This is a genomic window from Phenylobacterium kunshanense (assembly GCF_003254525.1).
GTDB classification, from domain to species: domain Bacteria; phylum Pseudomonadota; class Alphaproteobacteria; order Caulobacterales; family Caulobacteraceae; genus Phenylobacterium; species Phenylobacterium kunshanense.
Window position 1 is genome coordinate 173,262 of record NZ_QFYS01000006.1, and the last position, 25,004, is coordinate 198,265.

General features: G+C 69.5%; 24 protein-coding genes. 16 read left to right on the top strand and 8 right to left on the bottom strand.

The features are described 5' to 3' along the window. The first annotated feature begins 2 nt into the window (after window positions 1-2). From DJ019_RS14395 to DJ019_RS21000, 4 genes are all read left to right on the top strand, one after another. Window positions 3-1,295, top strand: a complete 1,293-nt coding sequence (locus tag DJ019_RS14395) for a cytochrome P450 (protein ID WP_240606486.1) — start codon at window positions 3-5, stop codon at window positions 1,293-1,295. A gap of 2 nt (window positions 1,296-1,297) precedes the next feature. Beyond that, window positions 1,298-2,323: a phosphotransferase family protein gene (locus DJ019_RS14400; RefSeq protein ID WP_111276743.1), complete on the top strand. Its 1,026-nt coding sequence runs from the start codon at window positions 1,298-1,300 to the stop codon at window positions 2,321-2,323. Then, window positions 2,320-2,703: a hypothetical protein gene (locus DJ019_RS14405; RefSeq protein ID WP_111276744.1), complete on the top strand. Its 384-nt coding sequence runs from the start codon at window positions 2,320-2,322 to the stop codon at window positions 2,701-2,703. Before DJ019_RS14400 ends, DJ019_RS14405 begins: the two co-directional genes overlap by 4 nt. 65 nt (window positions 2,704-2,768) lie before the next feature. Continuing rightward, window positions 2,769-2,939, top strand: coding sequence for a hypothetical protein (locus DJ019_RS21000; protein WP_165844020.1), 171 nt, complete (start codon window positions 2,769-2,771; stop codon window positions 2,937-2,939). 3 nt (window positions 2,940-2,942) lie between these two features. On the opposite strand, the gene DJ019_RS14410 is transcribed toward DJ019_RS21000, so the two are convergent. Continuing rightward, window positions 2,943-3,251, bottom strand: a complete 309-nt coding sequence (locus tag DJ019_RS14410; RefSeq protein WP_111276745.1) for an NIPSNAP family protein — start codon at window positions 3,249-3,251, stop codon at window positions 2,943-2,945. A gap of 103 nt (window positions 3,252-3,354) precedes the next feature. Here DJ019_RS14410 and DJ019_RS14415 point away from each other — a divergent pair, with 103 nt between their 5' ends. After that, window positions 3,355-4,032, top strand: coding sequence for an ArsR/SmtB family transcription factor (locus tag DJ019_RS14415; protein ID WP_111276746.1), 678 nt, complete (start codon window positions 3,355-3,357; stop codon window positions 4,030-4,032). A gap of 12 nt (window positions 4,033-4,044) precedes the next feature. Here DJ019_RS14415 and DJ019_RS14420 read toward each other — a convergent pair whose 3' ends face one another. Next, window positions 4,045-4,434: a VOC family protein gene (locus DJ019_RS14420; RefSeq protein ID WP_240606487.1), complete on the bottom strand. Its 390-nt coding sequence runs from the start codon at window positions 4,432-4,434 to the stop codon at window positions 4,045-4,047. 117 nt (window positions 4,435-4,551) lie between these two features. Between DJ019_RS14420 and DJ019_RS14425 the strand changes: the two genes are divergently transcribed. Next, a complete protein-coding gene (locus DJ019_RS14425; protein ID WP_111276748.1) occupies window positions 4,552-6,567 on the top strand; it encodes a YgiQ family radical SAM protein in 2,016 nt (671 codons plus the stop codon). Here DJ019_RS14425 and DJ019_RS14430 read toward each other — a convergent pair. After that, window positions 6,557-7,867 carry an RsmB/NOP family class I SAM-dependent RNA methyltransferase gene (locus DJ019_RS14430; protein ID WP_111276749.1) on the bottom strand — a complete coding sequence of 437 codons (1,311 nt, stop codon included), beginning with the start codon at window positions 7,865-7,867 and terminating at the stop codon, window positions 6,557-6,559. The two genes, DJ019_RS14425 and DJ019_RS14430, sit on opposite strands and share 11 nt — an antisense overlap. A 93-nt stretch (window positions 7,868-7,960) precedes the next feature. Continuing rightward, a complete protein-coding gene (locus tag DJ019_RS14435) occupies window positions 7,961-8,395 on the bottom strand; it encodes a DUF1810 domain-containing protein (protein WP_111276750.1) in 435 nt (144 codons plus the stop codon). A 98-nt stretch (window positions 8,396-8,493) separates the two neighbouring features. On the opposite strand from DJ019_RS14435, the gene DJ019_RS14440 reads away from it, so the two are divergent. The 4 genes from DJ019_RS14440 to DJ019_RS14455 all read left to right on the top strand — a co-directional run bounded on the left by DJ019_RS14440 (window position 8,494) and on the right by DJ019_RS14455 (window position 12,032). Continuing rightward, complete coding sequence (locus DJ019_RS14440) at window positions 8,494-8,892, top strand: MAPEG family protein (protein ID WP_111276751.1); 399 nt, start codon at window positions 8,494-8,496, stop codon at window positions 8,890-8,892. A 121-nt stretch (window positions 8,893-9,013) separates the two neighbouring features. Continuing rightward, a complete protein-coding gene (locus DJ019_RS14445) occupies window positions 9,014-9,421 on the top strand; it encodes a Zn-ribbon domain-containing OB-fold protein (protein WP_111276752.1) in 408 nt (135 codons plus the stop codon). A gap of 5 nt (window positions 9,422-9,426) precedes the next feature. After that, window positions 9,427-10,569: a thiolase C-terminal domain-containing protein gene (locus DJ019_RS14450; RefSeq protein ID WP_111276753.1), complete on the top strand. Its 1,143-nt coding sequence runs from the start codon at window positions 9,427-9,429 to the stop codon at window positions 10,567-10,569. Beyond that, window positions 10,569-12,032, top strand: coding sequence for a CehA/McbA family metallohydrolase (locus tag DJ019_RS14455; protein ID WP_111276754.1), 1,464 nt, complete (start codon window positions 10,569-10,571; stop codon window positions 12,030-12,032). The genes DJ019_RS14450 and DJ019_RS14455 overlap by 1 nt, the downstream gene beginning before the upstream one ends. On the opposite strand, the gene DJ019_RS14460 is transcribed toward DJ019_RS14455, so the two are convergent. After that, window positions 12,008-14,509 (bottom strand): ATP-binding protein, encoded by a 2,502-nt coding sequence (locus tag DJ019_RS14460; RefSeq protein WP_111276755.1) that lies wholly within the window; start codon window positions 14,507-14,509, stop codon window positions 12,008-12,010. The genes DJ019_RS14455 and DJ019_RS14460 overlap by 25 nt on opposite strands. A 67-nt stretch (window positions 14,510-14,576) precedes the next feature. On the opposite strand from DJ019_RS14460, the gene DJ019_RS14465 reads away from it, so the two are divergent. Together DJ019_RS14465 and DJ019_RS14470 are read left to right on the top strand one after the other, a co-directional pair. Further along, window positions 14,577-15,518, top strand: a complete 942-nt coding sequence (locus tag DJ019_RS14465; protein WP_240606488.1) for an NAD(P)/FAD-dependent oxidoreductase — start codon at window positions 14,577-14,579, stop codon at window positions 15,516-15,518. 28 nt (window positions 15,519-15,546) lie between these two features. Beyond that, complete coding sequence (locus tag DJ019_RS14470) at window positions 15,547-16,725, top strand: Gfo/Idh/MocA family protein (protein ID WP_165844021.1); 1,179 nt, start codon at window positions 15,547-15,549, stop codon at window positions 16,723-16,725. Here the strand turns inward: DJ019_RS14470 and DJ019_RS14475 are convergent, their stop codons facing one another. Next, entirely contained in the window at window positions 16,726-17,151 is a 426-nt protein-coding gene (locus tag DJ019_RS14475) for an Lrp/AsnC family transcriptional regulator (RefSeq protein ID WP_111276757.1), read from the bottom strand. It lies immediately after the preceding gene. Window positions 17,152-17,273: 122 nt separating this feature from the next. Here DJ019_RS14475 and DJ019_RS14480 point away from each other — a divergent pair, with 122 nt between their 5' ends. The 4 genes from DJ019_RS14480 (at window position 17,274) to DJ019_RS14495 (ending at window position 22,375) form a co-directional block, all read left to right on the top strand. Then, entirely contained in the window at window positions 17,274-18,383 is a 1,110-nt protein-coding gene (locus tag DJ019_RS14480; protein WP_240606489.1) for a saccharopine dehydrogenase family protein, read from the top strand. A gap of 3 nt (window positions 18,384-18,386) precedes the next feature. Next, window positions 18,387-19,910: an L-piperidine-6-carboxylate dehydrogenase gene (amaB, locus tag DJ019_RS14485; protein WP_111276758.1), complete on the top strand. Its 1,524-nt coding sequence runs from the start codon at window positions 18,387-18,389 to the stop codon at window positions 19,908-19,910. Between the two features lie 137 nt (window positions 19,911-20,047). Further along, window positions 20,048-20,998, top strand: a complete 951-nt coding sequence (locus tag DJ019_RS14490) for an AAA family ATPase (protein ID WP_111276759.1) — start codon at window positions 20,048-20,050, stop codon at window positions 20,996-20,998. A 12-nt stretch (window positions 20,999-21,010) separates the two neighbouring features. Next, window positions 21,011-22,375 (top strand): vWA domain-containing protein, encoded by a 1,365-nt coding sequence (locus tag DJ019_RS14495; protein WP_111276760.1) that lies wholly within the window; start codon window positions 21,011-21,013, stop codon window positions 22,373-22,375. Window positions 22,376-22,381: 6 nt separating this feature from the next. Here DJ019_RS14495 and DJ019_RS14500 read toward each other — a convergent pair whose 3' ends face one another. Then, window positions 22,382-23,830, bottom strand: coding sequence for an MFS transporter (locus tag DJ019_RS14500; protein WP_205854172.1), 1,449 nt, complete (start codon window positions 23,828-23,830; stop codon window positions 22,382-22,384). A 126-nt stretch (window positions 23,831-23,956) separates the two neighbouring features. Continuing rightward, window positions 23,957-24,973 (bottom strand): NADP-dependent oxidoreductase, encoded by a 1,017-nt coding sequence (locus DJ019_RS14505; RefSeq protein WP_111276762.1) that lies wholly within the window; start codon window positions 24,971-24,973, stop codon window positions 23,957-23,959. Between the last annotated feature and the right edge of the window lie 31 nt (window positions 24,974-25,004).

Genomic DNA, 25,004 nt, shown 5'->3' on the forward strand with positions numbered 1-25,004 from the left:
ACATGGGCGTCATGACCGCGGCCGACCACCGGATTCCCCAGGAGCATGCGGCGAACCTCGTCGATCCCGCGGCCTATGCCGACCGCCGGATCCACGACACCTATCGCTGGCTTAGGAAGAACGAGCCGTTCGGGGTCGCGGAGGTCGAGGGCGTCGATCCCTTCTGGGTGACGACCAAGCACGAGGACATCCTCGAGATCAGCCGCCAGAACGACCTGTTCCACAACGGCGATCGCAACCCGGTGCTCACCAGCCAGGTCGCCGACAGGAAGGTCCGGGAAATGATGGGCGGCAGCCCGCATCTTCTGCGGACGCTCATCCACATGGACGAGCCCGACCACCACAAGTACCGCACCCTGACCCAGGCGTGGTTCATGCCGCAGAACCTGCGCAGCCTGGAGGAGCGCATCCGCGTCATCGCCCGAGCCGCGGTGGACAAGATGGCGGCCAAGGGCGGCGAGTGCGACTTCGTCAACGAGGTGGCGCTGCACTTCCCGCTGCATGTGATCATGACGATCCTGGGCGTGCCCGAGAGCGACGAGGCGCGGATGCTGAAGCTCACCCAGGAGCTGTTCGGCGCCACCGATCCCGAGCTGGGCCGCAACGCCGCCAGCGACAAGCCGCTGGAGGACCGACCGCTCGATTTCGGCGTCATCACCGACTTCTTCGAATATTTCCGCAAGCTGTCCGAGGACCGGCGCGCCAATCCCACGGACGACCTCGCCAGCATCATCGCCAATTCGAAGATCGACGGCCAGCCGATCTCCGACCTGGAGGCGATGAGCTACTACATCATCGTCGCCACCGCGGGTCACGACACCACCTCGTCGTCGACCGGCGGCGCCATGTGGGCGCTGGCCGAGAACCCGGCCGAGTTCAAGAAGCTGAAGGCCGACCTCTCGCTGATCCCGGGCTTGGTGGACGAGAGCATCCGCTGGACCACCCCGGTGAAGACCTTCATGCGCACCGCCACCGCGGACACTGAGGTCCGTGGGCGCGCCGTGAAGCAGGGCGACTGGCTGATGCTCTGCTACGCGTCCGGAAACCGGGACGAGGAGGTCTTCGAGGCGCCGGACACGTTCCGCATCGACCGCAAGCCCAACAAGCACCTGGCCTTCGGCTACGGCGCCCACGTCTGCCTCGGCCAGCACCTGGCCAAGATGGAGATGCGGATCCTCTGGGAAGAGATGATCCCGCGCCTGAAGTCGGTCGAGCTGGCGGGTGAGCCGGCCATGAGCCAGGCCTTCTTCGTCAACGGGCCCAAGCGCCTGCCGCTGCGGTTCGAGTTCGCCTGACCATGGCCCATCCCCTGGAAGGCCGGCTGGCGGCCTATATCGCCGGCAGGATGCCGCTCGCCACGGGTGTCGCGGTCACCGACCTGGAGCGGATCTCGGGCGGCGCCAGCCGCGAGACCTATCGCTTCCGCCTGGCCTGGACCGAGGGTGGCGAGGCGCGCCAGCGCAAGCTGATCCTGCGCCGCGACCCGCCGGCCAGCCTGATCGACACCGAGCGCCGCGTGGAGTTCGAGGCCTACCGCGCCTTCCGCGGCTCGGCCGTGCCGGTGCCCGAGATGCTGTGGCTGGAGGAAGCGAGCGAGGCGCTCGACCATCCGTTCTTCGTCGCCGAGGAGATCGCCGGCTTCCAGGCCTCGCCCCAGGTGTTGCTTTCGGGCGCGTACGACGCCGTGCTGCCGAAGATCGCGACGCGCAAGTGGACGATCCTGGGCGAGATCGCCAAGGCCGACCCGGCCGCCGCCGGGCTCACGTCGTTCATGGACGCACCGCCTCTCGACGCCTGCTGGTCGCGCGAGCTCGACCACTGGGAGGCGCTGATCGACCGGGACGAGGCCGAGCCGCTGCCGGTGACGCGGGCGGCCATCCGCTGGCTCCGCGCCAACCCGCCGCCGCCGGCCCAGAAGCTCAGCGTCGTCCACGGCGACTACCGGACCGGCAACTTCCTCTACGACGAGGCCGGCGATATCCACGGCGTCCTGGACTGGGAGATGTGCCACCTGGGCGATCCGCTGGAGGACCTGGGCTGGAGTCTGCAGCCGATCTGGAGCTTCGGATCGGGCCGTGTCGGGGGCCTCTGCACGGAGGCCGAGGCGGTCGCCGCCTGGGAAGCGGCCTCGGGCCTCAAGGCCGACCCGACCGCGCTGAAGTGGTGGACCCTGTTCAACTGCGTGAAGGGCCAGGGCATCTGGGTCGGCTCGGCCGCCGCCTTCAACTCGGGCGGCAACCGGGCGCCGATCATGATCTATCCGGCCTGGTGGCTGATCAACGCCCAGGAGCGGGCCATGCTGAAGGTGATGGGCAAGCTATGAACCCGCCGGTCCCCAACGTGCTGGCCGAACTGGCCGGCCTGCTCGTGAAGAACGCCATGCCCGGCGTGCCCGAAGCCGAACGCGCCAGCGATCTCGGCCTGTCGGCGGCCCTTCTTGGCGTCGCGGCCGAGATGTGGGATCGCCAGGCTCATATCCTGGTGGAGGAGAACCGCGCCGTCCGCGCCCTCCTGGGCGAGCCTGGCGAAGACGCCGACCTCCGCCTCTCGGTCCTTCAGGCCGAGAACGACCGGCTGCGCGGCGCGCTGGTGGTGGCCCACGCTGCCGCCGAGGCGACCGGCGACACGGCGCGGCAGGACGCGATCTGGGCCGAGCTGGTGGCTGCGACGGACCGCCGCAGGCTTTCTACCGCTCCGGTCTGACCGCCTTAACCCGGCGGAAGCGCTGTCGGGGCCAGGGTCGCGCCCACAACAACAGGTGGGCGTCCATGGCTTTGCCGAAGCAGCAATCCCTCGCGCAGGATCCGGTGATCGAGAAGCTGGAAAGCGGCGAATACGACCGCCAGCTCGACCTGTTCCGCGACACGATCGAGGACTGCGCCGCTGTCCTGCGCCGCGCCTACGAGGCGATGAAGGCCGAGAACACGCTGCGGTCCTGACCGTTAGAGCGTGACGGGCGTGAGCCAGGTGCGCTCCTCGCTGAGGATGAAGCGCTTCTCCTCGGCCATGGCGAAATTGGCCGCGCCGGCCGGGTCTGTCTTCAGCCGCTCGCGATAGGCTTCGTAGGCGGCGAGGCTCGGGAACGAGATCATCGCCAGCGCCACGTTGTTGGTCCCCTCGTGCGGCAGGAAATAGCCCAGGAGGTCGCCGCCACAGGCGGGGATGATGGTCAGCCAGTTCCGGGCGTAGGCCTCGAAGGCGTCCCTCTGGAACGGGTCGATCACATAGCGGATGCAGCAGGTGACGGTCATGGGAGCCTCATGTTTTCGAGGCCGTCCCGATAGCCGCCCCGCCGGTCCCCAAGGTTCGCCGACCACCGAAGCGTCCGCGCGCCGGATGGGCTAAGCTCACCCCATGAGGCTCGGCCCCGACATCACCCGCGTCGCCGCCCTGATGGGCGAGCCGGCCCGCGCCAACATGCTGTCGGCCCTGATGGGCGGCCAGGCGCTGACCGCGGGCGAGTTGGCCCGCGAGGCCGGCGTCACGCCCCAGACCGCCAGTTCGCACCTCGCCCAGCTCGAAACGGGCGGCCTCGTCACGCGCCGCGTCCAGGGCCGCCACAACTACTTCGCCCTCGCCGGTCAGGACGTGGCCGAGGCCATGGAGCACCTCGCCCTGCTCGCCGACCGCGCGGGCCACATGCGCACCCGCCCCGGCCCCAGGGACCCGGCCCTGCGCCGCGCGCGGGTCTGCTACGACCACCTCGCAGGCGAGCTCGGCGTGGCGATGCTGGACGCCCTGGTCGCCCAGGGCCGCATCGTCGACGCAGAGGGCTCGCTGGTGCTGACCGAGGCCGGCCACGCCTTCGCCCGCGACTTCGGCGTCGCCCTGGCCCCCGCCGGCCGCCGGCCCCTCTGCAAGGCCTGCCTGGACTGGAGCGTCCGCCGCAGTCACCTGGCCGGGGTGATGGGCGCGGGCCTGCTCTCCCGCATCTACGCCCTGGGCTGGGCGCGGCGGATGGAGGGGACACGCATCGTCCAGTTCAGCGCGCCAGGGCTGGCGGCGTTCGAAGGCGTGTTCGGTCGGGTGTGAGGGCGAGGGGGCCTAACCGGCGCTGCACGAGATCGAGAGCAGGTTCCCGTCGGGATCCTTGAACCAGGCGACCGCACCCGAGCCGCCGGGCGGCGTCCAGACTCCGTCCGCGTCCTGGGCCTCGCCGAACATCTCGTAGATCTCGAAGACCACGCCCTTGGCTTTCAAGGCCAGAACCATGGCTCTCACGTCCGCCACCTCGAAGCCGAATACGGTGTGCGGCGATGGCGTGACGCTGGCGAGCTTGACGACCCGCAGCTTGACGCCCTTGGCCTGCAGAACCAGCGCAAACTGGTCCTGGCTGCGCACCGGGAGGCCCAGAACGCCCTCGTAGAAGGCGCGGGCCCGGTCGTAGTCCGTCGTCGCGACGAAGGCGACAGCATCGCATCCAGCCAGCATCATTCGCTCCTTGGTTGAAGGGAATGAAAACACGTGACGACCTCCGCCGTCGAGGCGGACGCGTCCGCCCTGCGACGTCCGGGTGATTGAATTCGCGACGCCGCGCGCCTATCCGTCGGCATGGACATCAAGGCCCACGTCGAAACGCCCCTGTTTTCCAGGGCTTCCGACCCGGCGCAGGCCGCGCCGTTCCTGCCGATGAGCCGGGCGGAGATGGACGCCCTGGGGTGGGACGCCTGCGACATCGTGCTGGTGACCGGCGACGCCTATGTCGACCATCCCAGCTTCGGCATGGCGATCATCGGGCGGCTGCTGGAAGCGCAGGGGCACCGGGTCGGGATCATCGCCCAGCCCGACTGGCAATCCGCGGAGCCGTTCAAGGCGCTGGGCAGACCCCGGCTGTTCTTCGGGGTCACCGGCGGCAACATGGACTCGATGGTCAACCGCTACACGGCGGACCGTCGCATCCGCAGCGACGACGCCTATACGCCCGGCGGCGAGGGCGGGCGGCGGCCCGACCGCTGCACCCTGGTCTATTCCCAGCGCTGCCGCGAGGCGTTCAAGGACGTCCCCATCATCCTCGGCGGCATCGAGGCCTCGCTGCGCCGCATCGCCCACTTTGACTACTGGTCCGAGAAGATCCGCCGCTCGGTGCTCGCCGACGCCAAGGCCGACCTGCTGCTCTACGGCAACGCCGAGCGCGCCGTGGTCGAGGTGGCGCGGCGGCTGGCCGCCGGCGAGGCGCCGCGCGAGCTGACCGACATCCGGGGCGTGGCCCTGTTCCGCAAGGTTCCCGAGACCTACGCCGAGCTGCACGCCGACGACCTCGACTCCGCCGACGAGGGCGCCGCCCGCCGCCCCGGCGACGTGGTCATCCGCCTGCCATCCTACGAACAGGTGGAGCAGGACCCGGAAGCCTACGCCCGCGCCTCGCGCGTGCTGCACCGGGAGAGCAATCCCGGCAACGCGCGTCCCCTCGTCCAGAAGCACGGCGACCGCGACCTGTGGCTGAACCCGCCGCCGATCCCGCTGACCACCGAGGAAATGGACGCGGTCTACGACCTGCCCTACGCGCGGGCGCCGCATCCGTCGTATGGCGACGCCAAGATCCCCGCCTGGGACATGATCCGGTTCTCGGTGACGATCATGCGCGGCTGTTTCGGCGGCTGCACCTTCTGCTCCATCACCGAGCACGAGGGGCGGATCATCCAGAGCCGTTCCGAGGGCTCGATCCTGCAGGAGATCGAGCGCATCCGGGACCGGACGCCGGGCTTCACCGGCGTAATCTCCGACATCGGCGGTCCGACCGCCAACATGTACCGCATGGCCTGCAAGGACCCGAAGATCGAGGCGGCGTGCCGGCGCCCCTCGTGCGTGTTCCCGGAGATCTGCCCGAACCTCAACACCAGCCACGACGACCTGATCCGGCTCTATCGCAAGGTGCGCGAGGTGAAGGGGGTCAAGAAGGTGCTGGTGGCCTCGGGCGTGCGCTACGACTTGGCCGTCAGGAGCCCGGAGTACGTCGAGGAACTGGTCACCCATCACGTCGGCGGCCTGCTGAAGATCGCGCCCGAGCACACCGAGGACGGCCCGCTCGACAAGATGATGAAGCCGGGGATCGGGACCTACGACCGGTTCAAGGAGATGTTCGACGCCGCCGTGAAGAAGGCGGGCAAGAAGTATCACCTGATCCCGTACTTCATCGCCGCGCACCCGGGCACGACCGACGAGGACATGATGAACCTCGCGCTGTGGCTCAAGAAGAACGGCTTCCGCGCCGACCAGGTGCAGACCTTCCTGCCCTCTCCCATGGCGACCGCCACGGCCATGTACCACTCCGGCGTCAACCCGCTGAAGGGCGTGCGGCACGGGGCGAGCGAAAAGGTCGAGACCGTGAAGGGCCTGCGCCAACGCCGCCTGCACAAGGCGTTCCTTCGCTACCATGACCCCGAGAACTGGCCGGTCCTGCGCGAGGCGCTGAAGGCCATGGGCCGCGCCGACCTGATCGGCCCGCGCCCGGACCAGCTCGTGCCCGCCCATCAGCCGGGCGGCGGTGGGCGACCCTCGGGCCCAGGCCGGCACAAGCGCCATCCGGGGACGAAGTTCACGACGAAGGGCGTGCCGCTCAGGAAGTGAGTTTCGCGTCGCCCCGCGCCATCACCGCCGCGAAGAAGCCGTCCGTGCCGTGGCGGGCAGGAGTGAGCGAGAGGTGCTGCGGGTGGCCTGAATCCGTGATCTGCGGCGCGGCCTCGCGCAGCGGAACGACCTGGAACTCCGGATGCGCGGCCAGGAAGGCCTCGACCTGGGCCTCGTTCTCTTCCGGCAGCAGCGAGCAGGTGGCGTAGACGAGGCGGCCGCCCGGCTTCACCAGGCGCGCGGCGCTGTCCAGGATCGACGCCTGTAGCGGCAGCAGGGTCTCGAGCCCGGCGTTCTCGGTGCGCCAGCGGGCGTCCGGATTGCGCCGCCAGGTGCCGGTTCCGCTGCACGGCGCATCGACCAGCACGCGGTCGAAACCAGCCTTGTGACGCTTGACCCATTTGTCCCGCTCGCTGGAGAGCAGGCGGGTCTGGATATTGTGCAGGCCGGCATTCCGGAACCGATCGGCGGCGCGCTTCAGCCGGTTCTCGGAAACGTCGCAGGCGATCACCACACCCTTGTTCGCCATCTGCGAGGCGATCGCCAGGGTCTTGCCGCCGGCGCCGGCGCAGAAGTCGACCACGCGATCGCCGGCCCGCGCGTCCACCAGCAGGGCGACGAGCTGCGAGCCCTCATCCTGGATTTCGACCTCGCCGGTCTTCAGCATCGGCAGGCGGGAGAGGGATGGCCGCTCGGCGACGCGCACCCCGAACGGCGCCAGGCGGCAGGGCTCGGCGGCGAGGCCCAGGCCGCGCAGGGCGGTCAGCACCGCCTCGCGCGTGGCCCTCAGCGGATTTACGCGCAGGTCAAGCGGCGGGGGCGCCAGCATGGCCGCCATCTCGCGCGGGAACGCCGGCCCGAAACGGCGGCGCAGGGGCTCCAGCGCCCAGTCGGGACACTCGGCGCGCACGTCCTCGGGCATGGCTGGATGGTCGATCGAGCCGCCCTGCAGCCGGCCCAGCAGGCCGCGTTCGTCATCCGTCAGGGCCGTCGGCGCGAACCGCCCGCCGCTGAACAGCCGCTGGATCTGGTCGCGCGACTTGCCCTCTCCCAGCGCCAGCCAGGCGAGCAGACGGTTGCGAGACGTGGCGGGCCGTCCGTGCTTCGCCAGCCACCAAACCAGCCGGGCGTGATGGCGCAGCACCGCGTAGAGGAGCTCGAAAATCTCGCCGCGAGCCTCGTCGCGGATGTCGCGCCGGGTACGGAACCACGCCGAGACAACGGCGTCGGCGGGGCGCGAGGCGCTATCGACCTCGGAAAGCAGCTCGAGGGTGGCTTGCAGGCGTGCGGCGGGGTTCACGGAATGCGGCCGGTCCGGAAAAGCGCGGAGCTATCCGCCTTCCGGGCCAGCGTCCATTGATTTGCGAGGGTCGGCAGGCGGCGCAGCCGAGGATCATCCGGCATCCAACAGCGCCAAGGTCGCCGGATCAGGCTGGCCTGCATAGTATCGCGCCAGCGCCTCGGTAAACGCCCGCTCTCCCGGCGCCGCAGCCGCGAACAGGGTCAGGCACGAGCGGAACTTTCGATCGTCTGGGCTGCCGAGAACCTCGTGGGCGGTGCGCCCCTGGAGGCCGTTCATGGCCTCCACACAGGCCATCAGGCGCGGACCGAGGATCGGATGGGCGAGGTAGGCGCGGGCCTCGGCCAGAGAGGCGATGGCATAGCGCTGGGCCATGGGGCTCGAGCCCAGGCCGGCGAGCTGGGGCAGGACGAACCACATCCAGTGCGTGCGCTTGCGGCCGGCGCGCAGCTCGGTCAGGGCATGAGCGTAGGTCTCGCCGGCGTCCTGGGCCTCGACGAACCGCTGGAGGTCGAAGGGGTCGTGCATGGCGGGAGGATGCCACGGCGAACGGCGGCTGTCCGTGCGCGGCTCGCCCGCGAACCGTGTTACGCGGAGACCTCGCGCGTTGGTCGCAGGAGGGCCTCATGTCGTGGGAAATCTGGATGCTGTTCGGCGCCATGGTGCTAGGGCTGGTCCACCTGTCAGCCGCCTCGTTCACGTTCAAGGCGCAGGTCGGAAACGCCTACACCGTGGGAGCACGGGACGAGGACCTGCGACCAGCCGGGGTCGCCGGGCGGCTGGACCGGGCCCAGCGGAACTTCCTGGAGACCTTTTCGATCTTCGCGGCCGCAGTCCTGATGCTGGAGATGCGCAGCCGCACCGGGACCTGGGTCGGGGAAATCGGCGCAACGCTCTATCTCGCGGGAAGAGTCCTGTTCCTGCCGCTTTACGCCGCCGGCGTCCCCTGGCTTCGAACCTTCTCCTGGAACGCTGCCACCCTGGGGCTGGTGATGGTGATGGCGGCGATGTTCGTGGGCGACTAAGGGCCGGGCCCTGCCGCCGAGCGATCCGGGGGTGACAAGCGTCCCAGGCTCGTCTTTGCTGCGCCGCCCGGTGATTTCCGGGCCAAGAGCACACCGATATTTCGAAGGGACGGATTACCCCATGCCGCCACGCATGCTGCCGGAGCCTACGCCGGAGACACGCCATTTCTGGGACGGATGCCGGGAGGGCGAGCTGCGCCTCCAGCGTTGCGTCGCCTGCACCGAGAGCTATTTCCCGCCGCGGCCGTTCTGCCCCAAGTGCGGGAACCGCGAGGTCGAGGTCTACAAGGCCAGCGGCCAAGGCGTGCTCTGGAGCTACGTCATCAACCACCGCCCGCGCCCCGACATGGGGACGGAGCCCTACGCCATCGCGGTGGTTAAGCTGGCCGAGGGGCCGACCATGATGACGAACATCGTGGACTGCCCGCAGACGCCCGAGGCGCTGCAGCTCGACATGCCGCTCAAGGTGTCGTTCTCCAAGCAGACCGACGACATCACCCTGCCCCTGTTCGCGCCGGCCCAAGGGTGAGCCACATGAAGCCGAAATCCGTCGCGGTCGTCGGGGCCGCCGAGACCACCCGCATGGGCAAGATCCCGGACCAGTCGGTGATCGCCCTCCACGCCGACGCCGCGCTGAACGCCATGGCCGACGCGGGGCTCAAGCCGTCGGACATCGACGGCGTCGCCACCGCCGGGATCAGCCCGGTGGAGCTGGCCCACTACCTGGGGATCAAGCCCACCTACGCCGACGGCACGTCGGTCGGCGGCTGCTCGTTCATGCTGCACGTCCGCCACGCGGCGGCGGCGATCAACGCGGGCCTCGCCAAGACCATCCTGATCACCCACGGCGAGAGCGGCCGCAGCCGCGTGGGCGCCGGCGGGTTCGGGCGTTCGCCGTCCAGCCTGATGGGCCAGTTCGAGATGCCCTACGGCGTGACCACCCCACCGACCATGTTCACGGTCCCGGTGCTGCGCTACCTCAAGACCTACGGCCTTTCCGAAGAAGACTTGGCCTGGGTGGCGGTGATCCAGCGCGAGTGGGCGGCCAAGAACCCGCGTGCCAGCATGAAGGACCCGATCACCGTCGACGACGTGCTGAACTCGCCGATGATCGCCTGGCCATTCCGCCTCCTCATGTGCTGCCTCGTCACCGACGGCGGCGGGGCGCTGATCCTGACCTCGGCCGACCGCGCGAAGGACTTCCCCCGCAAGCCTGTCTACGTGCTGGGCACGGGTGAGAGCGTCGAGACGCCGATGGTCTCGCAGATGTACGATTTCACCTCGTCGACGGCGTTCAAGATCTCCGGGAAGAAGGCGTTCGAGACGGCCGGGATCAGCCACGCCGACGTGGACCACCTGATGATCTATGACGCCTTCGCCCACCTGCCGCTGTACGGCCTGGAGGACCTGGGCTTCTGCAAGCCGGGCGAGGCCGCGGCCTTCATCCGGGAGCGGAACACCGCCATCGGGGGGAAGCTGCCGCTGAACACCAACGGCGGCGGCCTCTCGTACATGCACTCCGGGATGTACGGCATGTACGCCCTGCAGGAGAGCGTTCGGCAGATGCGCGGGATCGCCCCCGCCCAGGTGCCGGACGCGAAGATCAGCGTCTGCCATGGCGTCGGCGGCATGTTCGCCGCGTCGGGCACGATCATCTTCTCGAACGAGGCGCCCTGATGCGGGCGGCGTGGCTGGCGGCGCTCGCCGCGCTGTCGGCCACGCCCGCCTTCGCAGGAACCCTGACGCTGACCGGGGTGATGACCGGCGCCGACCATCAGACCTTTCGCGAGGTCCCGTTCCGCGTGCCGGCCGGGACCACCGCTGTCACCGTGGAATTCGCCTACACTGGCAAGGACGAGAAGTCGGCTATCGACCTCGGCCTGCGCGACCCACAGCGGTTCCGGGGCTGGAGCGGCGGGAACAAGGCGCGGTTCACCGTGACCGAGACCTGGGCCACGCCGTCCTACCTGCCCGGTCCGCTGCCAGCCGGCGAATGGCGGCTGATCCTGGGCGTGCCCAACCTGCGGAAGGATGGGCGCGCGGAATACACGGCGAAGATCACCCTAAACGACAGCCCCGTCTTCCATGGATTCGCCGAGGCGCCGCTGAAGTCCGGCCTCGGCTGGTACCGCGGCGACCTGCACCTGCACACGGGTCACTCGGACGGGTCCTGCGCCGGACGGACGGGCCAGCGCGTCCCCTGCCCGCTGTTCCGCACGCTGGAGGCGGCCGCCGGACGCGGTCTCGATTTCGTGGCGGTGACCGAGCACAACACCACCTCGCACCACCAGGCCCTGGCCGAGCTGCAGCCCCTCTTTGGCGACCTGCTTCTGATCCCCGGGCGCGAGATCACCACCTTCCGAGGCCACATGAACGTGCTCGGCGTGACCGCCCCACTGGACTTCCAGCTCGGAGCCCCCCGGGCGCCGAGCCTTGACACCATCCTCGACCAGGTGGCGGCCGCCGGCGGGTTGGCGTCGGTCAACCACCCCGGCCTGCCTTCGGGCGAGGTCTGCATGGGCTGCGGCTGGACGGCCCCGACGGGCGACAGCCGGATCCAGGCGGTCGAGGTGGTCAACGGCGCCATTAGTTCCGGTCCGCTCTCCGGGATCGGCTTCTGGGAGGCCAGGCTGAACGAGGGACGGCGGATCACAGCGGTCGGCGGCTCGGACAATCACGACCCAGCCCTGGCGGGCGACCGCGCCGTCGGCGTGCCCACGACGGTCGTCCATGCCGAGAACCTCAGCCAGGACGCCATCCTGGCGGGGCTGCGGGCCGGCCACGCCTTCGTCGACGTCCAGGGCTCGCCCGACCGCCTGCTGGACATGACGGCCGAAGCCAACGGCGTCACCGCGCGGATGGGCGATGTCCTGAGCCTCGGGCCCGGCAAGGACGCGCGGCTTCGCCTCCGCGTGAAGGGCGCGGCGGGCGGACGGCTGGTCTTCCGCGCCGACGCGGCGACCCGGGTGCTGGAGCCACGGACGCTGGCCGGGGACGACGAGACCGTGGACCTGGCGGTGGCCGGGGCGGCGGGCCGTCACTGGCTCCGGGCTGTAGTCGTCGACGCCGATGGCCGGCCGTGGCTGATCGGAAACCCGATCTACCTCGACGGGGATCAGGCGGCCGCTTCGGCCCCCTGAGCGCGCCCGGCCATCGCCTGCACGATCGCCGCGATCAGCGCATCCGCGCGGATCGGCTTGGAGAGGTGGGCGTCGGCCCCGGCCTCGTGGCTGGCCCGTACGTGCTCGTCCAGGGCGTTGGCGGTCAGCATGATCACCGGCGTGCGCGGACGGTCCTCGGCCGCTTCCCACGCCCGGAGCTGCGCCGTCGCCGACAGGCCGTCCAGCTCGGGCATCTGCATGTCCATCAGCACCACGTCGAACGACGCCGCCCGAAGGGCGTCCAGGGCCTGGACGCCGTTCTCGACGACCACCGGCTGGATACCCACGGCGCCCAGCACGAGCTGCACGACCTGCTGGTTGGTCGGATGGTCCTCAGCCAGCAGCACCCGCGCGCCCGCGATGTCGACCGCCTCGAACGGATCCTCGGCCGCCTCCACCGCCTCGCCCTCCACGGTTTCCAGCGGAACCGTGACGGTGAACACCGAGCCCGCGCCAGGCGTGGACGTCACGTCCACCACCCCGCCCATCAGCTCCACGAGCGAGCGGCTGATCGCCAGGCCCAGGCCCGTGCCGCCGAACCGCCGGCGGATGGAATCGTCGGCCTGTTCGAACCGACGGAAGAGCCGCTGGCGGACCTCCTCGTCGAAGCCGATGCCGGTGTCGCGGACGCTGAACCTCACCTCGTCGTCCGCGAGGTCGACCGACAGCCGCACCTCGCCCGCTTCGGTGAACTTCACCGCGTTGGAGAGGAGGTTCGAGAGCACCTGGGTCAGGCGCACGGTGTCCCCGGCGAAGCGCCGGTCGGCGCCCGGTGCGACGCTCCACCCGAAATCCAGCCCCTTGGCCTCGGCCGACGCCCGGTGCAGCTCGGCGATCCGGCCGACGAGCGTCGACATGTCGAAAGTGTCGTGGGTCAGCTTGATCTCGCCGGCCTCGATCTTCGAGAAATCGAGGATATCGGTGAGCACGCGCTCAAGCAGCCGGCCCGACGAGACGATCAGCTCAGCCAGCTCGCGCCCGCGCGGCGTCGCCTGCTCGCGCGAAAGCGTCTCGGAGACGGCGATGACGCCGTTCAGCGGTGTCCGCAGCTCATGGCTCATGTTGGCCAGGAAGCGCGACTTCTCGGCGTTGGCGCGCTCGAGCTGGGCGGTGCGCTCGGCGACGCGGTCCTCCAGCGACGCCATCACCCCGTCGACCTTCTCGCGCTCGGACACCAGGGCGCGCGCCAGCACGCCGATCTCGTCCTGGCGGCCGGCCTCAGCGCCCAGGTCCGGCCGGGCGATCTCGCCTGGCGCAGCCGGTTCGCAGGAGGCGGCCAGGCGCTGCAGCGGCCAGGTGATCGTCCGGCGGGCCACGAAGATGAAGACCAGGATCTGGACCACGGTAGCGACAGCGCCGAGCAGCAAGACCCAGGAGGCCGATCTGACCGCGGACTTCGCCACCGCGGCCTTGGGATAGGCCAGCATCAGGTACCAGTCGGGCCCATGCAGCCGCCCGTAGGCGACGATCTGCTGGCCGTCGGGGCTGTCGACCACGCCGCTCGCGCGACCGTCCCGTGCGATGACCGCCACCAGCGATTTCAGTCCGAGCCGCTTCTCGTAGGCGGCCAGGACGCTCTCCTTTGCCTGACCGGGTGTGCGGAAGCCTGGGTACGAGATGAGCTCGCCCTTGCTGGTGACGATCAGCCCGGTAGCGCCGGGCAGCGACGTCTTGACCGCGTTCGCCAGGAAGCCCGTCAACTCAATCGACGACCCGAAGGCCCCCACATGACGACCGTCCACATAGACCGGCGTCAAACAGCCCGTGGCCAGCCGATCGCCCACCGTGTCCTGGACTAGCCGCTGCAGGCTGGTGCAGCGGGTGCGGCGCTGGGGATCGTTCGCCGGCTGGGTCAGGGAGGAAATCTCCTCCTGGGAGATGTCCAGGTCGGCGGGCGCGTCGTGCCGATAAAACATCAGCTTGTCGGGCCGCTGAGGCCCGAACATCACCAGCCGCGTCTTCGGCGGGGTGAAGAAGTAGAAGTTGTCGTAGTCCTTCTGAGCCGCCTGGCCGAAGTTGGCCACCAGCTCGAACGCCGCAACCAGCGTCCGTCTCTCGTCACGGGTCATCTCGTCGGGCTGGGTCAGAAGCGCGCCCATTCCGTAGATGTAGCTGCCGTTCTTCTGGACCCCGTCGAACCAGGCGTCCGCGCTCCGGCGCGAGCCATCCGGACGCTTCGGAAAGTATTCGTCGGCGAGCCGGTCCACCTCGGCGTCAGACAGCCGCGCCATGCGTCGCGCCAGCTCCTCGCCGGCCGCCTCGTGCAGGGCGGCCAGGTTCGAGAACCGTCGTTCGACGTTGCTGGTGCGCTCTGCGACGTAGTCCTGAAGGTAGGCCACCTGTCGGTTCGACAGTTCGCGCTGAAACACCAGGAAACCGGCCAGCGTGGTCAGGAGGGTCAGGATCAGGGACGTCAGGCCGATGCTGACCAGGAACCTGCGCGACAGTGATTTCATGGCCCGGCCGGGATTCCCAAGTCACGGGCATTCTTGAACCTTTTTGGTTGAGACGGCGTAACCGAGCTTGGCCTTGCGCGTTGTGGCGGCCATGGACCATCCGACGGACCTCGACTGCATCATTATCGGCGCCGGCCCGGCGGGACTGACCGCCGCGATCTACCTCGCCCGCTTCCGGCGCCGCTTCAGGGTGATCGAGACCGGAGAAAGCCGGGCCGGCTGGATTCCGCGCACGCGGAACCATCCCGGATTTCCGGACGGCGTGGGAGGCCGGACGTTGCTGGGGCGGATGCGACGACAGGCCGAGGCCTATGGCGCTGAGATCGTGCGCGGCAGCGCGCAATCTCTACGGAAGGTCCGGGACGGCTTCCGGCTGGCCACCGGCGCGGGCGAATTCTCGGCGGCGACGGTGATCCTCGCCACCGGCGTGCAAGACAACGCCCCCCCGATCCCCGGTCTGGAGGAAGGCGTCTTCCGGGGCCTGGTGCGCATCTGCCCGATCTGCGACGGCTACGAGGTGGTCGGCAAGAGCGTGGGCGTCATCGGCCGCGACGACCATGGCGCCCAGGAGGCCATCTTCCTGCGCACCTGGTCGGACCAGGTCGCGTTCCTCCATGTGGGCGAGGCGCCCCTGCCGCCGGCCACGGTCCGCAAGCTGAAGAGCGCCGGCGTGGAGGTCGTCCGCAGCGCTATCCGGGCCGTCCGAATCGAGCGGCGGCGCATCGTCGCCTTCGACCTCGGCGCGGGGGAATCCCGGTCGTTCGACTCCGTCTATTCGGCCCTCGGCGTCACGCCGCGCGTCCGGCTGGCCGAGGACGCCGGCGCAAAGCTCGACAGCAGCGGCAGGCTCGTGGTCGGGGACCACCAGGAGACCTCGGTGCCGGGCCTCTACGCCGCCGGCGACGTGGTCCGCGGCCTCAACCAGATTTCCACCGCCTGCGGGGAGGGCGCAATCGCGGCCACCGACGTGCACAATCGCCTGCGGCTGGCGCGGTCCGCCCGAAGCTGATCACATGGCCGCCGGGAGGGCGGGCGCCATGACGTATCGGATCGGGGTGATCGGGCTGGGGCAGCGGATCGCGCACGTGATCGCGGCCATGCAGGAGGTCGGCTGGAATCTCCGCCTCGACGCCTATGTCGACCCGGCGCCCGTCGGCGCGCCGATCCTGGCCGCGGCGGGCGTCTCCATGGGCCGCGCCTGCGCCGATCCGGCCGAGCTTTTCGCGCGCGGCCCCTACGACCTGCTGATGCTGGGCGCCCCGAACCACTTGCACCTTGAGCACCTGCTGGCGGCGATGGAGACGGGTGCGCCCATCTTCGCCGAAAAGCCGATCGTTCGGACCGAGGACGAGACCGAGGTGCTGGCGCGCCGGCTCGCCGACCGGACCGCGCCACCGGTGTACGTCGGGCTGGTGATGCGCTCCCTGCCCATCGTGCGCGACGTGCTGGCGCGCGTGGACGCCGGCGACCTGGGCGAGGTGATCTCCATCGACGCCACCGAGCATCTGCCGCCCGAGCACGGCGGCTACCTGGCCCGCAACTGGCGGCGGCGGCAGGCCTGGGGCGGCTCGTACTTCCTCGACAAGGTGGTCCACGACTTCGACATCTTCGGCCGCATCGTCGGGGCCCGGCCCGAGCGGGTGGCCAGCTTCGGCGGCCGGCGGATCTTCACCCCGGACCGAAAGGACCCACCCCGCGCCTACGAGGATGGCTCGGCCGCCTACGCCCTGCGCGAGGCCGGCTGGTCCGGCGCGGAGGACGCCTTCGCCTCGGACATGGACGTCGCCGATCACCAGGTGGCGCTGGTGGAGTACGCCAACGACGTGCGCCTGTCGTTCCACGCCAACAGCCACACCTCGCTCACCGAACGACGCTGGTACGTGGCCGGGACCGAGGGGACGCTGATCGCCGACCTGGTGCGCAACCGCCTGATGGTCCGCAGGGCCCTGTTCCGCGGCAAGCCGGACCGGATCGACTACGGTGAGCGCACCGCCGACGCCCACAACGGCGCCGACCAGGCCATGGCGCGGGACCTGCTGGCCGCCCTGGAGGGCCGCGCCGCCTTCCCGGTGACCCCGTACGATTCCATGGAGGCAGGCCTCACCGTGATGGCCATCGACCGCGCGATGGCCGAGCGCCAGGTGGTGGACTGCACGCCGATGTGGGCGCGGTACGACGCGGCGGCGCGAGGGCCTTTCCGCGATCGGGACGGATAGTCAGCGGTCGAACTTGGTCGACAGCACCAGCGAGGTGTTGGTCCGTTCCACGCCCTTGACCGCGCCGATCTCGTCGATGACGGCGTCCATCTCGGCGACGCCGGCGGCCTCCACCGTGGCGATCATGTCGAACGGCCCGCTCACCGACTGCAGCCGACGGACGCCCGGCATCCGCTTCAGAGCGGCGTTCACCGCCGCCGCCTGCTTGGGCTCGACGGTGAGCATGACGAAGGCATGGACCCGGCCCGCCTCGTAGGCCGGCGCCACCTTCACCGCATAGCCGGCGATGATCCCCGAGCGCTCCAGCCGGGCCAGGCGGCTCTGCACCGTGGTGCGCGAGAGGCCGAGCGCGCGCGCCAGTTCGGCCACCGGGGCGCGGGCGTTGTCGCGCAGGCGGGCCAGCAGATGTTCGTCCAGGTCGTCCATTTTCGGCGTTCCGCACAATAGGTCCGGCGATCCGCCCAGATTAGCGCAGCATTCCGACCAAGCGCCAGTTGAAAGCGGCGCCGGCCCCGCCGATTCTGGCTCGCAATTCGGAGGAGCTTCACATGATGCGCAAGGTCGCCGTCGTCGGCGCGGGTAAGATCGGATCCACGGTTGTCGACCTGCTGGTCGGCTCGGGCGCCTATGAGGTCCTGCTGGTCGACCAGTCGGCCGCCGCGCTGAAGCACTTCGACGGCCGCGCGCACGTCGAGACCGCCGCCATGGCCATCGACGACGACCAGGCCCTGGCCGCCCGCATCAAAGGCTGCTTCGCCGCCGTGAACTGCGCGCCGTTCCACCTGACCACCGCCGTGGCCCGCGCCGCCAAGGCCGCCGGCGCCCACTACCTCGACCTGACCGAGGACGTCGCCTCCAGCCGCGTGGTCCGCGAGCTCGCCGCCGATTCCAAAACCGCCTTCATCCCTCAGTGCGGCCTGGCCCCCGGCTTCATCACCATCGCCGCGTGGGACCTGATCAAGCACTTCGACGAACTGCATGACGTGCGCCTGCGCGTCGGCGCCCTGCCGCGCTATCCGTCGAACGCGCTGAACTACAACCTCACCTGGTCCACCGACGGCGTGATCAACGAGTACTGCGAGCCGTGCGAGGCCATCGTGAACGGCAAGCTGCGCGAGACGCCGGCCATGGAGGAGCGCGAGGAGTTCGCCCTGGACGGCGTGACCTACGAGGCCTTCAACACCTCGGGCGGCCTGGGCACCCTCTGCCACACCCTCGACGGCCAGGTGCGGAACCTGAACTACAAGACCATCCGCTATCCCGGCCACGCGGCGATCATCAAGGCGCTGCTCAACGACCTGAACCTGCGCAACCGCCGCGACGTCCTGAAGGACATCCTTGAGAACTCCGTCCCCGCCACCATGCAGGACGTGGTCATCGTCTTCGTCACCGTCTCGGGGATGAAGGAGGGCCGCCTGATGCAGGAGACCTACGTCAACAAGGTCTACGCCCAGGAGATCGGCGGCGAGGTGAAGAGCGCCATCCAGATCACCACCGCCGGCGCCATCTGCGCGGTGCTCGACATGCTGGCCGACGGCTCGCTGCCGGCGACGGGCTTCATCCGCCAGGAAGACATTCCGCTGGACGCCTTCCTCGCCAACCGCTTCGGGCGCTACTACGCGCCGGAAGAGGTGTCCTTTCGCGCCGCCGCCGAGTAGACCATGACCGTGCAATCCAAGATCACCTCCGCCGCGGCGGAAGCCGCCGCCGTCCTCGGCCGCCTGGGCGTTACCGAGTCCCTCTGGACCGGCGGGAACCGCCCCGTCCGCTCGCCCGTGACCGGCGAGGTCATGGCCCAGGTCCATGACGCCAGCGTAGCCCAGGTGAACGCCGCCATCGAGGCGGCCCACGGCGCCTTCCTGGCCTGGCGCAACGTCCCGGCGCCCCGCCGCGGCGAGCTGGTGCGCCTGTTCGGCGAGGAGCTGCGCGCGGCCAAGGCCGATCTCGGCGCCCTCGTGACCCTGGAGGCCGGCAAGGTGACTTCGGAGTCCCTGGGCGAGGTCCAGGAGATGATCGACATCTGCGACTACGCGGTCGGCCTCTCCCGGCAGCTCTTCGGCCTGACGCTCGCCACCGAGCGCCCGGACCACCGGATGATGGAGACCTGGCACCCGCTGGGCGTGGTCGGCATCATCTCGGCCTTCAACTTCCCCGTGGCCGTGTGGTCGTGGAACTCGGCCCTCGCCTTCGTCTGCGGCGACGCCTGCGTCTGGAAGCCGTCCGAGAAGACCCCGCTGACCGCGCTGGCGGTGCAGGCCCTGTTCGAGCGCGCCTGCGCGAAGTTCGGCGACGTTCCCGCCGGCCTGTCGTCGGTGGTGATCGGCGGCCGCGAGGTCGGCGAGGCCCTGGTCGACCATCCCAAGGTCCCGCTGGTCAGCGCCACCGGCTCCACCGCCATGGGCCGCGCCGTCGGCCCGCGGCTCGCGCAACGCTTCGCCCGCGCCCTGCTGGAACTGGGCGGCAACAACGCCGCGATCATCGCGCCCTCGGCCGACCTCGACCTCGCCTTGCGCGGGGTCGCCTTCGCCGCCATGGGCACCGCCGGCCAGCGCTGCACCACCCTGCGCCGCCTGTTCGTACACGAGAGCGTCTATGACGCCTTCCTGCCGCGCCTGAAGGCCGCCTACGGCTCGGTGAAGGTGGGCGATCCGCGCGAGGCCGGCACGCTGGTCGGCCCGCTGATCGACGCGCAAGGTTTCGAGCTGATGCAGAAGGCCCTGGCCGACGCCAAGGCCGCGGGCGGCGCCGTCACCGGCGGCGAGCGCGTCGAGATGGGCGAGGCCTTCTACGCCCGCCCGGCGCTCGTGGAGATGGCCTCTCAGGCCGACGTGGTGAAGCGCGAGACCTTCGCCCCGATCCTCTACGTGATGAAGTATCGCGACCTGGCGGACGCCATCGCCCTGCAGAACGACGTGCCCCAGGGCCTGTCCTCGTCGATCTTCACCAATGACATGCGCGAGGCCGAGCTCTTCATCTCGGCGCGCGGGTCGGACTGCGGCATCGCCAACGTCAACATCGGCCCCTCGGGCGCCGAGATCGGCGGGGCGTTCGGCGGGGAGAAGGAGACGGGCGGCGGCCGCGAGGCGGGCTCCGACTCCTGGAAGGCCTACATGCGCCGGGCCACCAACACCCTGAACTACGGCAAGACCCTGCCGCTCGCCCAGGGCGTGACGTTCGACGTCTAGGCTGCGTCGCCCCCTCCAGCCTTCCACGCGGAGGGGGCGGCTGCCTCGCCAACCGAAAACTCAAACACCTGTTTGCACCGCGCCGTCCCGCGCGGCACAATCGGGCTTTCATCGTTCGATTTCGAAAGCCTGAGACTTTGACCATTTCCCAGACGGCGGCGAATGCGCCCGCCGACCCGATGTCCTCGGTCGAGGCCCTGATCGAGGGCCTGGCCAGCGTCGGCTACATCGCCTCCCGCCGCATCGCCACGGCGCTCTACATGGCGGTCAAGCTGGAGAAGCCGATTCTGGTCGAGGGCTCGGCCGGCGTCGGCAAGACCGAACTGGCGCTCTCAACCGCCAAACTGCTCGGCCTGCCCTTGATCCGGATGCAGTGCTACGAGGGCCTCGACGAGTCAAAGGCGCTGTACGAGTGGAAGTACGGCAAGCAGCTCCTCTACACCCAGATCCTCAAGGACCGGATGGGCGAGGCGCTGGCCGACGCCGCCGACATGGACGAGGCCATGGTCCGCCTGCACGGCATGGGCGACCTCTTCTATTCCGAGCCGTTCCTCGAGCCGCGCCCGCTGATGCGCGCCCTGAAGGAAGACGACGGCTGCGTCCTGCTGATCGACGAGATCGACAAGTCGGACGAGGCCTTCGAGGCCTTCCTGCTGGAGGTGCTGTCGGCCTACCAGGTCTCGGTGCCCGAGCTGGGCGTGCTGAAGGCCAAGACGCCGCCGCTGGTGTTCCTGACCTCGAACAATGTCCGCGACCTGGGCGACGCCCTGAAGCGCCGCTGCCTGCACCTGCATATCCCGCTGCCCGAGGCGGCGCTGGAGGAGCGGATCGTCGCCAGCCGCGTGCCGGGCATCGAGGCCAAGCTGACCCGGGAGCTGGTGGCCTTCGTCCAGTCCCTGCGCACCATGGACCTGCGCAAGGCGCCCTCGATCTCCGAGACCGTGGACTGGGCCCGCGCCCTCGTGCTGCTGCACGCCGACAGCCTGGGCGCCGACGTGGTCCGCGACACCCTGAACGTCATCCTCAAGTTCGAGCAGGACATCGCCGCCGTCGAGCCCCAGGTGGTCGAGCTGCTGCACAAGCGCTGAGGTGGCGCGGCCATGATGCAGCACACCCTCGAGGAGTTCTTCCGCGCCCTCCGCGCCGCGGACGTCCGCGTCTCGCCGGCCGAGGCGATCGACGCCTCGCGGGCGGTGGCGATCACCGGCTATGCCGACCGCGAGCTGTTCAGGGACGGCCTGTGCTCGGCCCTGGCGAAATCCGAGGACGAGGTCGGGCGCTTCGACCAGGTGTTCGAGACCTTCTTCGCCCGCGACGCGGTCCAGCTCCAGCCGCCTCCCGAGGAGGGCCATCAGGAACTCTCGGATGAGGACCGAGCCCAGGTGGCCGACAGCGCCCTCGCCAAGGCCGTACTGGAGGGCGACGCCAACCAGGTCCAGCAGGCGATGGAGCAGGCCGCCACCCGCGCCGGCGTCGCCGAGATTCGCCTGACCACCCAGCGCAGCCGCATGACCCGCCGCCTGCTGGAGGAGATGGGCCTGGAGGAAATCGAGCGGATCATCGCCAACGCCCGCCGGATGCCCGACGGCAAGGGCGAGGGCCTGGCCGAGCGCCTGGAAGGCGCGCGCCGCAACCTGTTCGAACAGGCGCAGCTCTACGTCGCCCGCCAGCACGAGCTCTATGCCGCCGGCTCGGCCCAGGCCCTGCGCGAGGAGCGCCTGGCCCGCAAGCAGCTCAACGCCGACGGCGGGGTCGATCCGGTCGACTATCAGCTCATGCAGGGGCTGGTGCGGAAGATGGCCAAGCGGCTGGCCGCCAAGTACTCGCGCCGCCGCCACGTGGCCAACAAGGGCCACCTCGACGTCCGCAAGACCCTGCGCAAGTCGCTGGCCTATGGCGGCGTGCCGTTCGACATCGAGTTCAAGACCAAAAAGATCGACAAGCCGTCGATCGTGGCGATCTGCGACGTCTCCAAGTCGGTCGCCGCCGCCGCCCAGTTCCTGCTGACCTTCCTCTACTCTCTGAATGAGGTCGTCGACCGGATGGAGGCCTTCGCCTTCTCAGGCCGGATGATCAGCGTGAACGACATCCTCGACGACCACGGCGTCGAGCAGGCGATCTTCAAGGTGCTCCAGGAGATCGGCTTCCAGCAGACCGACTACGGCCGTTCGCTGCAGGACTTCGCCGACCAGCACCTCGACAGCCTGGACCGCCGGACCACGGTGATCTTCCTGGGCGACGGCCGCTCGAACTTCGCCGACCCGCGCCTCGACATCATGAAGCAGATCCACGACCGCTCGCGGGCGGTGATCTGGCTGAACCCCGAGCCCGAGAGCTACTGGGGCCAGGGCGACAGCGTCATGAACCGCTATGCCCGCTTCTGCCACGTGGCCAAGCAGTGCGGCACCATCGAGCAGTTGGAGCGGATCATCGAGGACGTGCTCCGGAGCTACGTCCCCCACTGACGGTGCTCACGGCCCCAGGCCCGGCGCCGCCTGCGCCGCGCGCTTGGCGCGGAGATTGGCGACGATCTGCTCATGACGCGCGCGCGTGATCGCGTAGGGCGCGAAAATCAGGGCGCCCAGGATGCACAGCGCCGCTGGCAGCGGCCCCCAGCCAATCACGAGCCCCTTGAGGACGTCTTCGGCCACGACCGCGTCCACCTGCCGGCCCAGGTCGCGGGGGAAACGCAGCAGATCAAGCGCGAATCCGCCAACCAGCGTACCTACCCCCGCCGCGGCCTTGCCGGCGAACCCGAGCCCCGAGAAGAACAGGCCCTCGCGCCGGACGCCGAAGAGCTGTTCGTGCTCGTCGGCGGCGTCTGACATCATCGACGGATAGGCGATGAAGATGAGTCCCGATGCGATCCCCACGAAGAAGGTGGTGGCGCACAGCCAGGGCAGGGCCTCAACGCCGGTCAGGGTGAACACCTCGGCCACGCGCAGCACGGGCAGCACCGTGTAGGCCACGACGATTGCGGCGAGCCCCATCACCACCACCGCCTTCTTCTCCATTCCCCGCAGGAGCGCCGGCGTCATCGGGATGCCGATGAGAATGCCGAAGAGGTAGGCGTAGACCGTGTACTGGATCGTCTCGGGTCGTAGCTTCCACACGAAGACGTAGTTGTGGCTCTGCAGGGCGCTGTGCAGACCGGCCGCGCTCGTGAACAGCAGCATCGACAGGAAAAGGATCCGGAACGAGCGGTTACGGGCCATTTCCGTCAGTTCACCCAGGAACCGACGCCCCATGGGCTCGGGCGCATGCACGGGCTGGGGCAGCCGTGCGGCATAGCGCCAGATGCCGGCGCAGCAGATCAGGCCGCCGGCCAGGACGATGGCGGCGATCGCCCAGCCGAAGCTGGGGTAGTTCCCGGGCCGCTGCAGACCGCCCTCGCCCGCGAAGAAAATGGAATAGGCCAGGGCATTGATGAGCACCGTCGCCAGCACGCCGGCGAGCAGGCGCCAGGCGACGATCCGCGCCCGCTCGGCGTAGTCGTCGCTCATCTCCCCGGCCAGAGCGAAGTAGGGGATGTTGTAGACTGAGGCGAAAGCCCGGACGCTCATCTTGGTGACGGTCAGCCAGAGGAACAGCAGGAACGGCGTCAGGCCGGCGGGCGGCGAGAACAGCAGGCCCATGGTGACCATGGTCAGCGGCGCCCCGATCAGCATCACGGGAAGCCTGCGGCCGAAACGCGAGCGGACGCTGTCGGACCACGAACCGATCAGCGGATCGGCGACCGCGTCCAGCACCAGGCTGATCGCCAGCGCGGCGCCGACCATGCTGCCCGACAGCCCCAGCACGGCCGTGTAGTAGAAGAAGATGAAGCCGTTGACGGCGAGATAGCCGGACTCGACGATCTGCCCGACGCTGTAGAAGAACTTCACCCCGCCGGGTGGCTTCGCATGAGCTGCGCTCTCCACGGCGCCATCACTCGCGGGAATACTGCCGCCTACGCCTTCCACGACCGCCACGCTTGTTCCTCCCGAGCGGTTCTTGTTGGAACCGACGGTATCTGGACGTGACGGCGTGGCAACAGTCACGTCGCGTCAGGGTTCAGGAGAAACCTGGATCAGCAGCTTGCCGTCGTGATTGCCGGTGAACAGGCGCTGCAGAGAGTCCATGGCGCCCTCCAGGCCCTGGTCCACGTGAACCTTCCACTTCAGCTTGCCCTCGGTGACCCAGGGGATCAGCTCGGCCATCGCCTCCCCGGCCCGCGGCAGGAAATCCGTGACGATGAAGCCGCGGATGGTCAGGCGGTGCATCAGCACCCGCACGAAGTCGGTCGGCCCGGCGGGTCGGCGGTCGTCGTTGTAGGTCGAGATCATCCCGCACAGCGGCATGCGGCCGAAGTTGTTCATCCGCGAGACCACGGCGTCCATGATGTCGCCGCCGACGTTCTCGAAGTTCACGTCGATCCCGTTCGGGCACAGGCGGTCCAGGGCCGCGCCGACGTCTTCGTGCTTGTAGTCGATGGCCCCGTCGAACCCGAGTTCGCCCGTCAGCCAGTCGCACTTGGCCTTGCCGCCGGCGATGCCGATGACCCGCGCGCCCTTGAGCTTCGCGATCTGCCCGGCCACCGAGCCAACCGCGCCCGCGGCGGCCGAGACCACCACCGTCTCTCCGGGCTGGGGCTTGCCGATGTCGCACATGCCGAACCAGGCGGTCAGGCCCGTGGCGCCCAGCACGCTCATATAGGCCGTCAGCGGCACGCCCGGCAGCTGCGGCGCGGGCATCAGGAAGGCCCCGTTCGCGATCGTGTGGGTGCTCCAGCCGCCGAGGCCGGTGTTGACCACGTCGCCCTGCTTGAACCGGTCGGAGCGCGACCGTTCCACCACGCCCAGCGAGCCGCCGCGCATGGTCTCGCCGATCTGCACCGGCGGCATGTACTGGTCCTGGTCGCTCATCCAGATGCGGTTGGTCGGGTCGAGCGACAGGTACAGCGTGCGCACCAGCACCTCGCCGTCGGCCAGGTCGCGGATCGGCTCCTCGACCAGCTCCAGGTCGCCCGGCTTGATCTCGCCCGCCGGCCGGTTGCGCAGCACCCAGCGCTTCAGGTTCGCCATCTCTCGTTCCTCCCGTTGACCCTACCCTGCC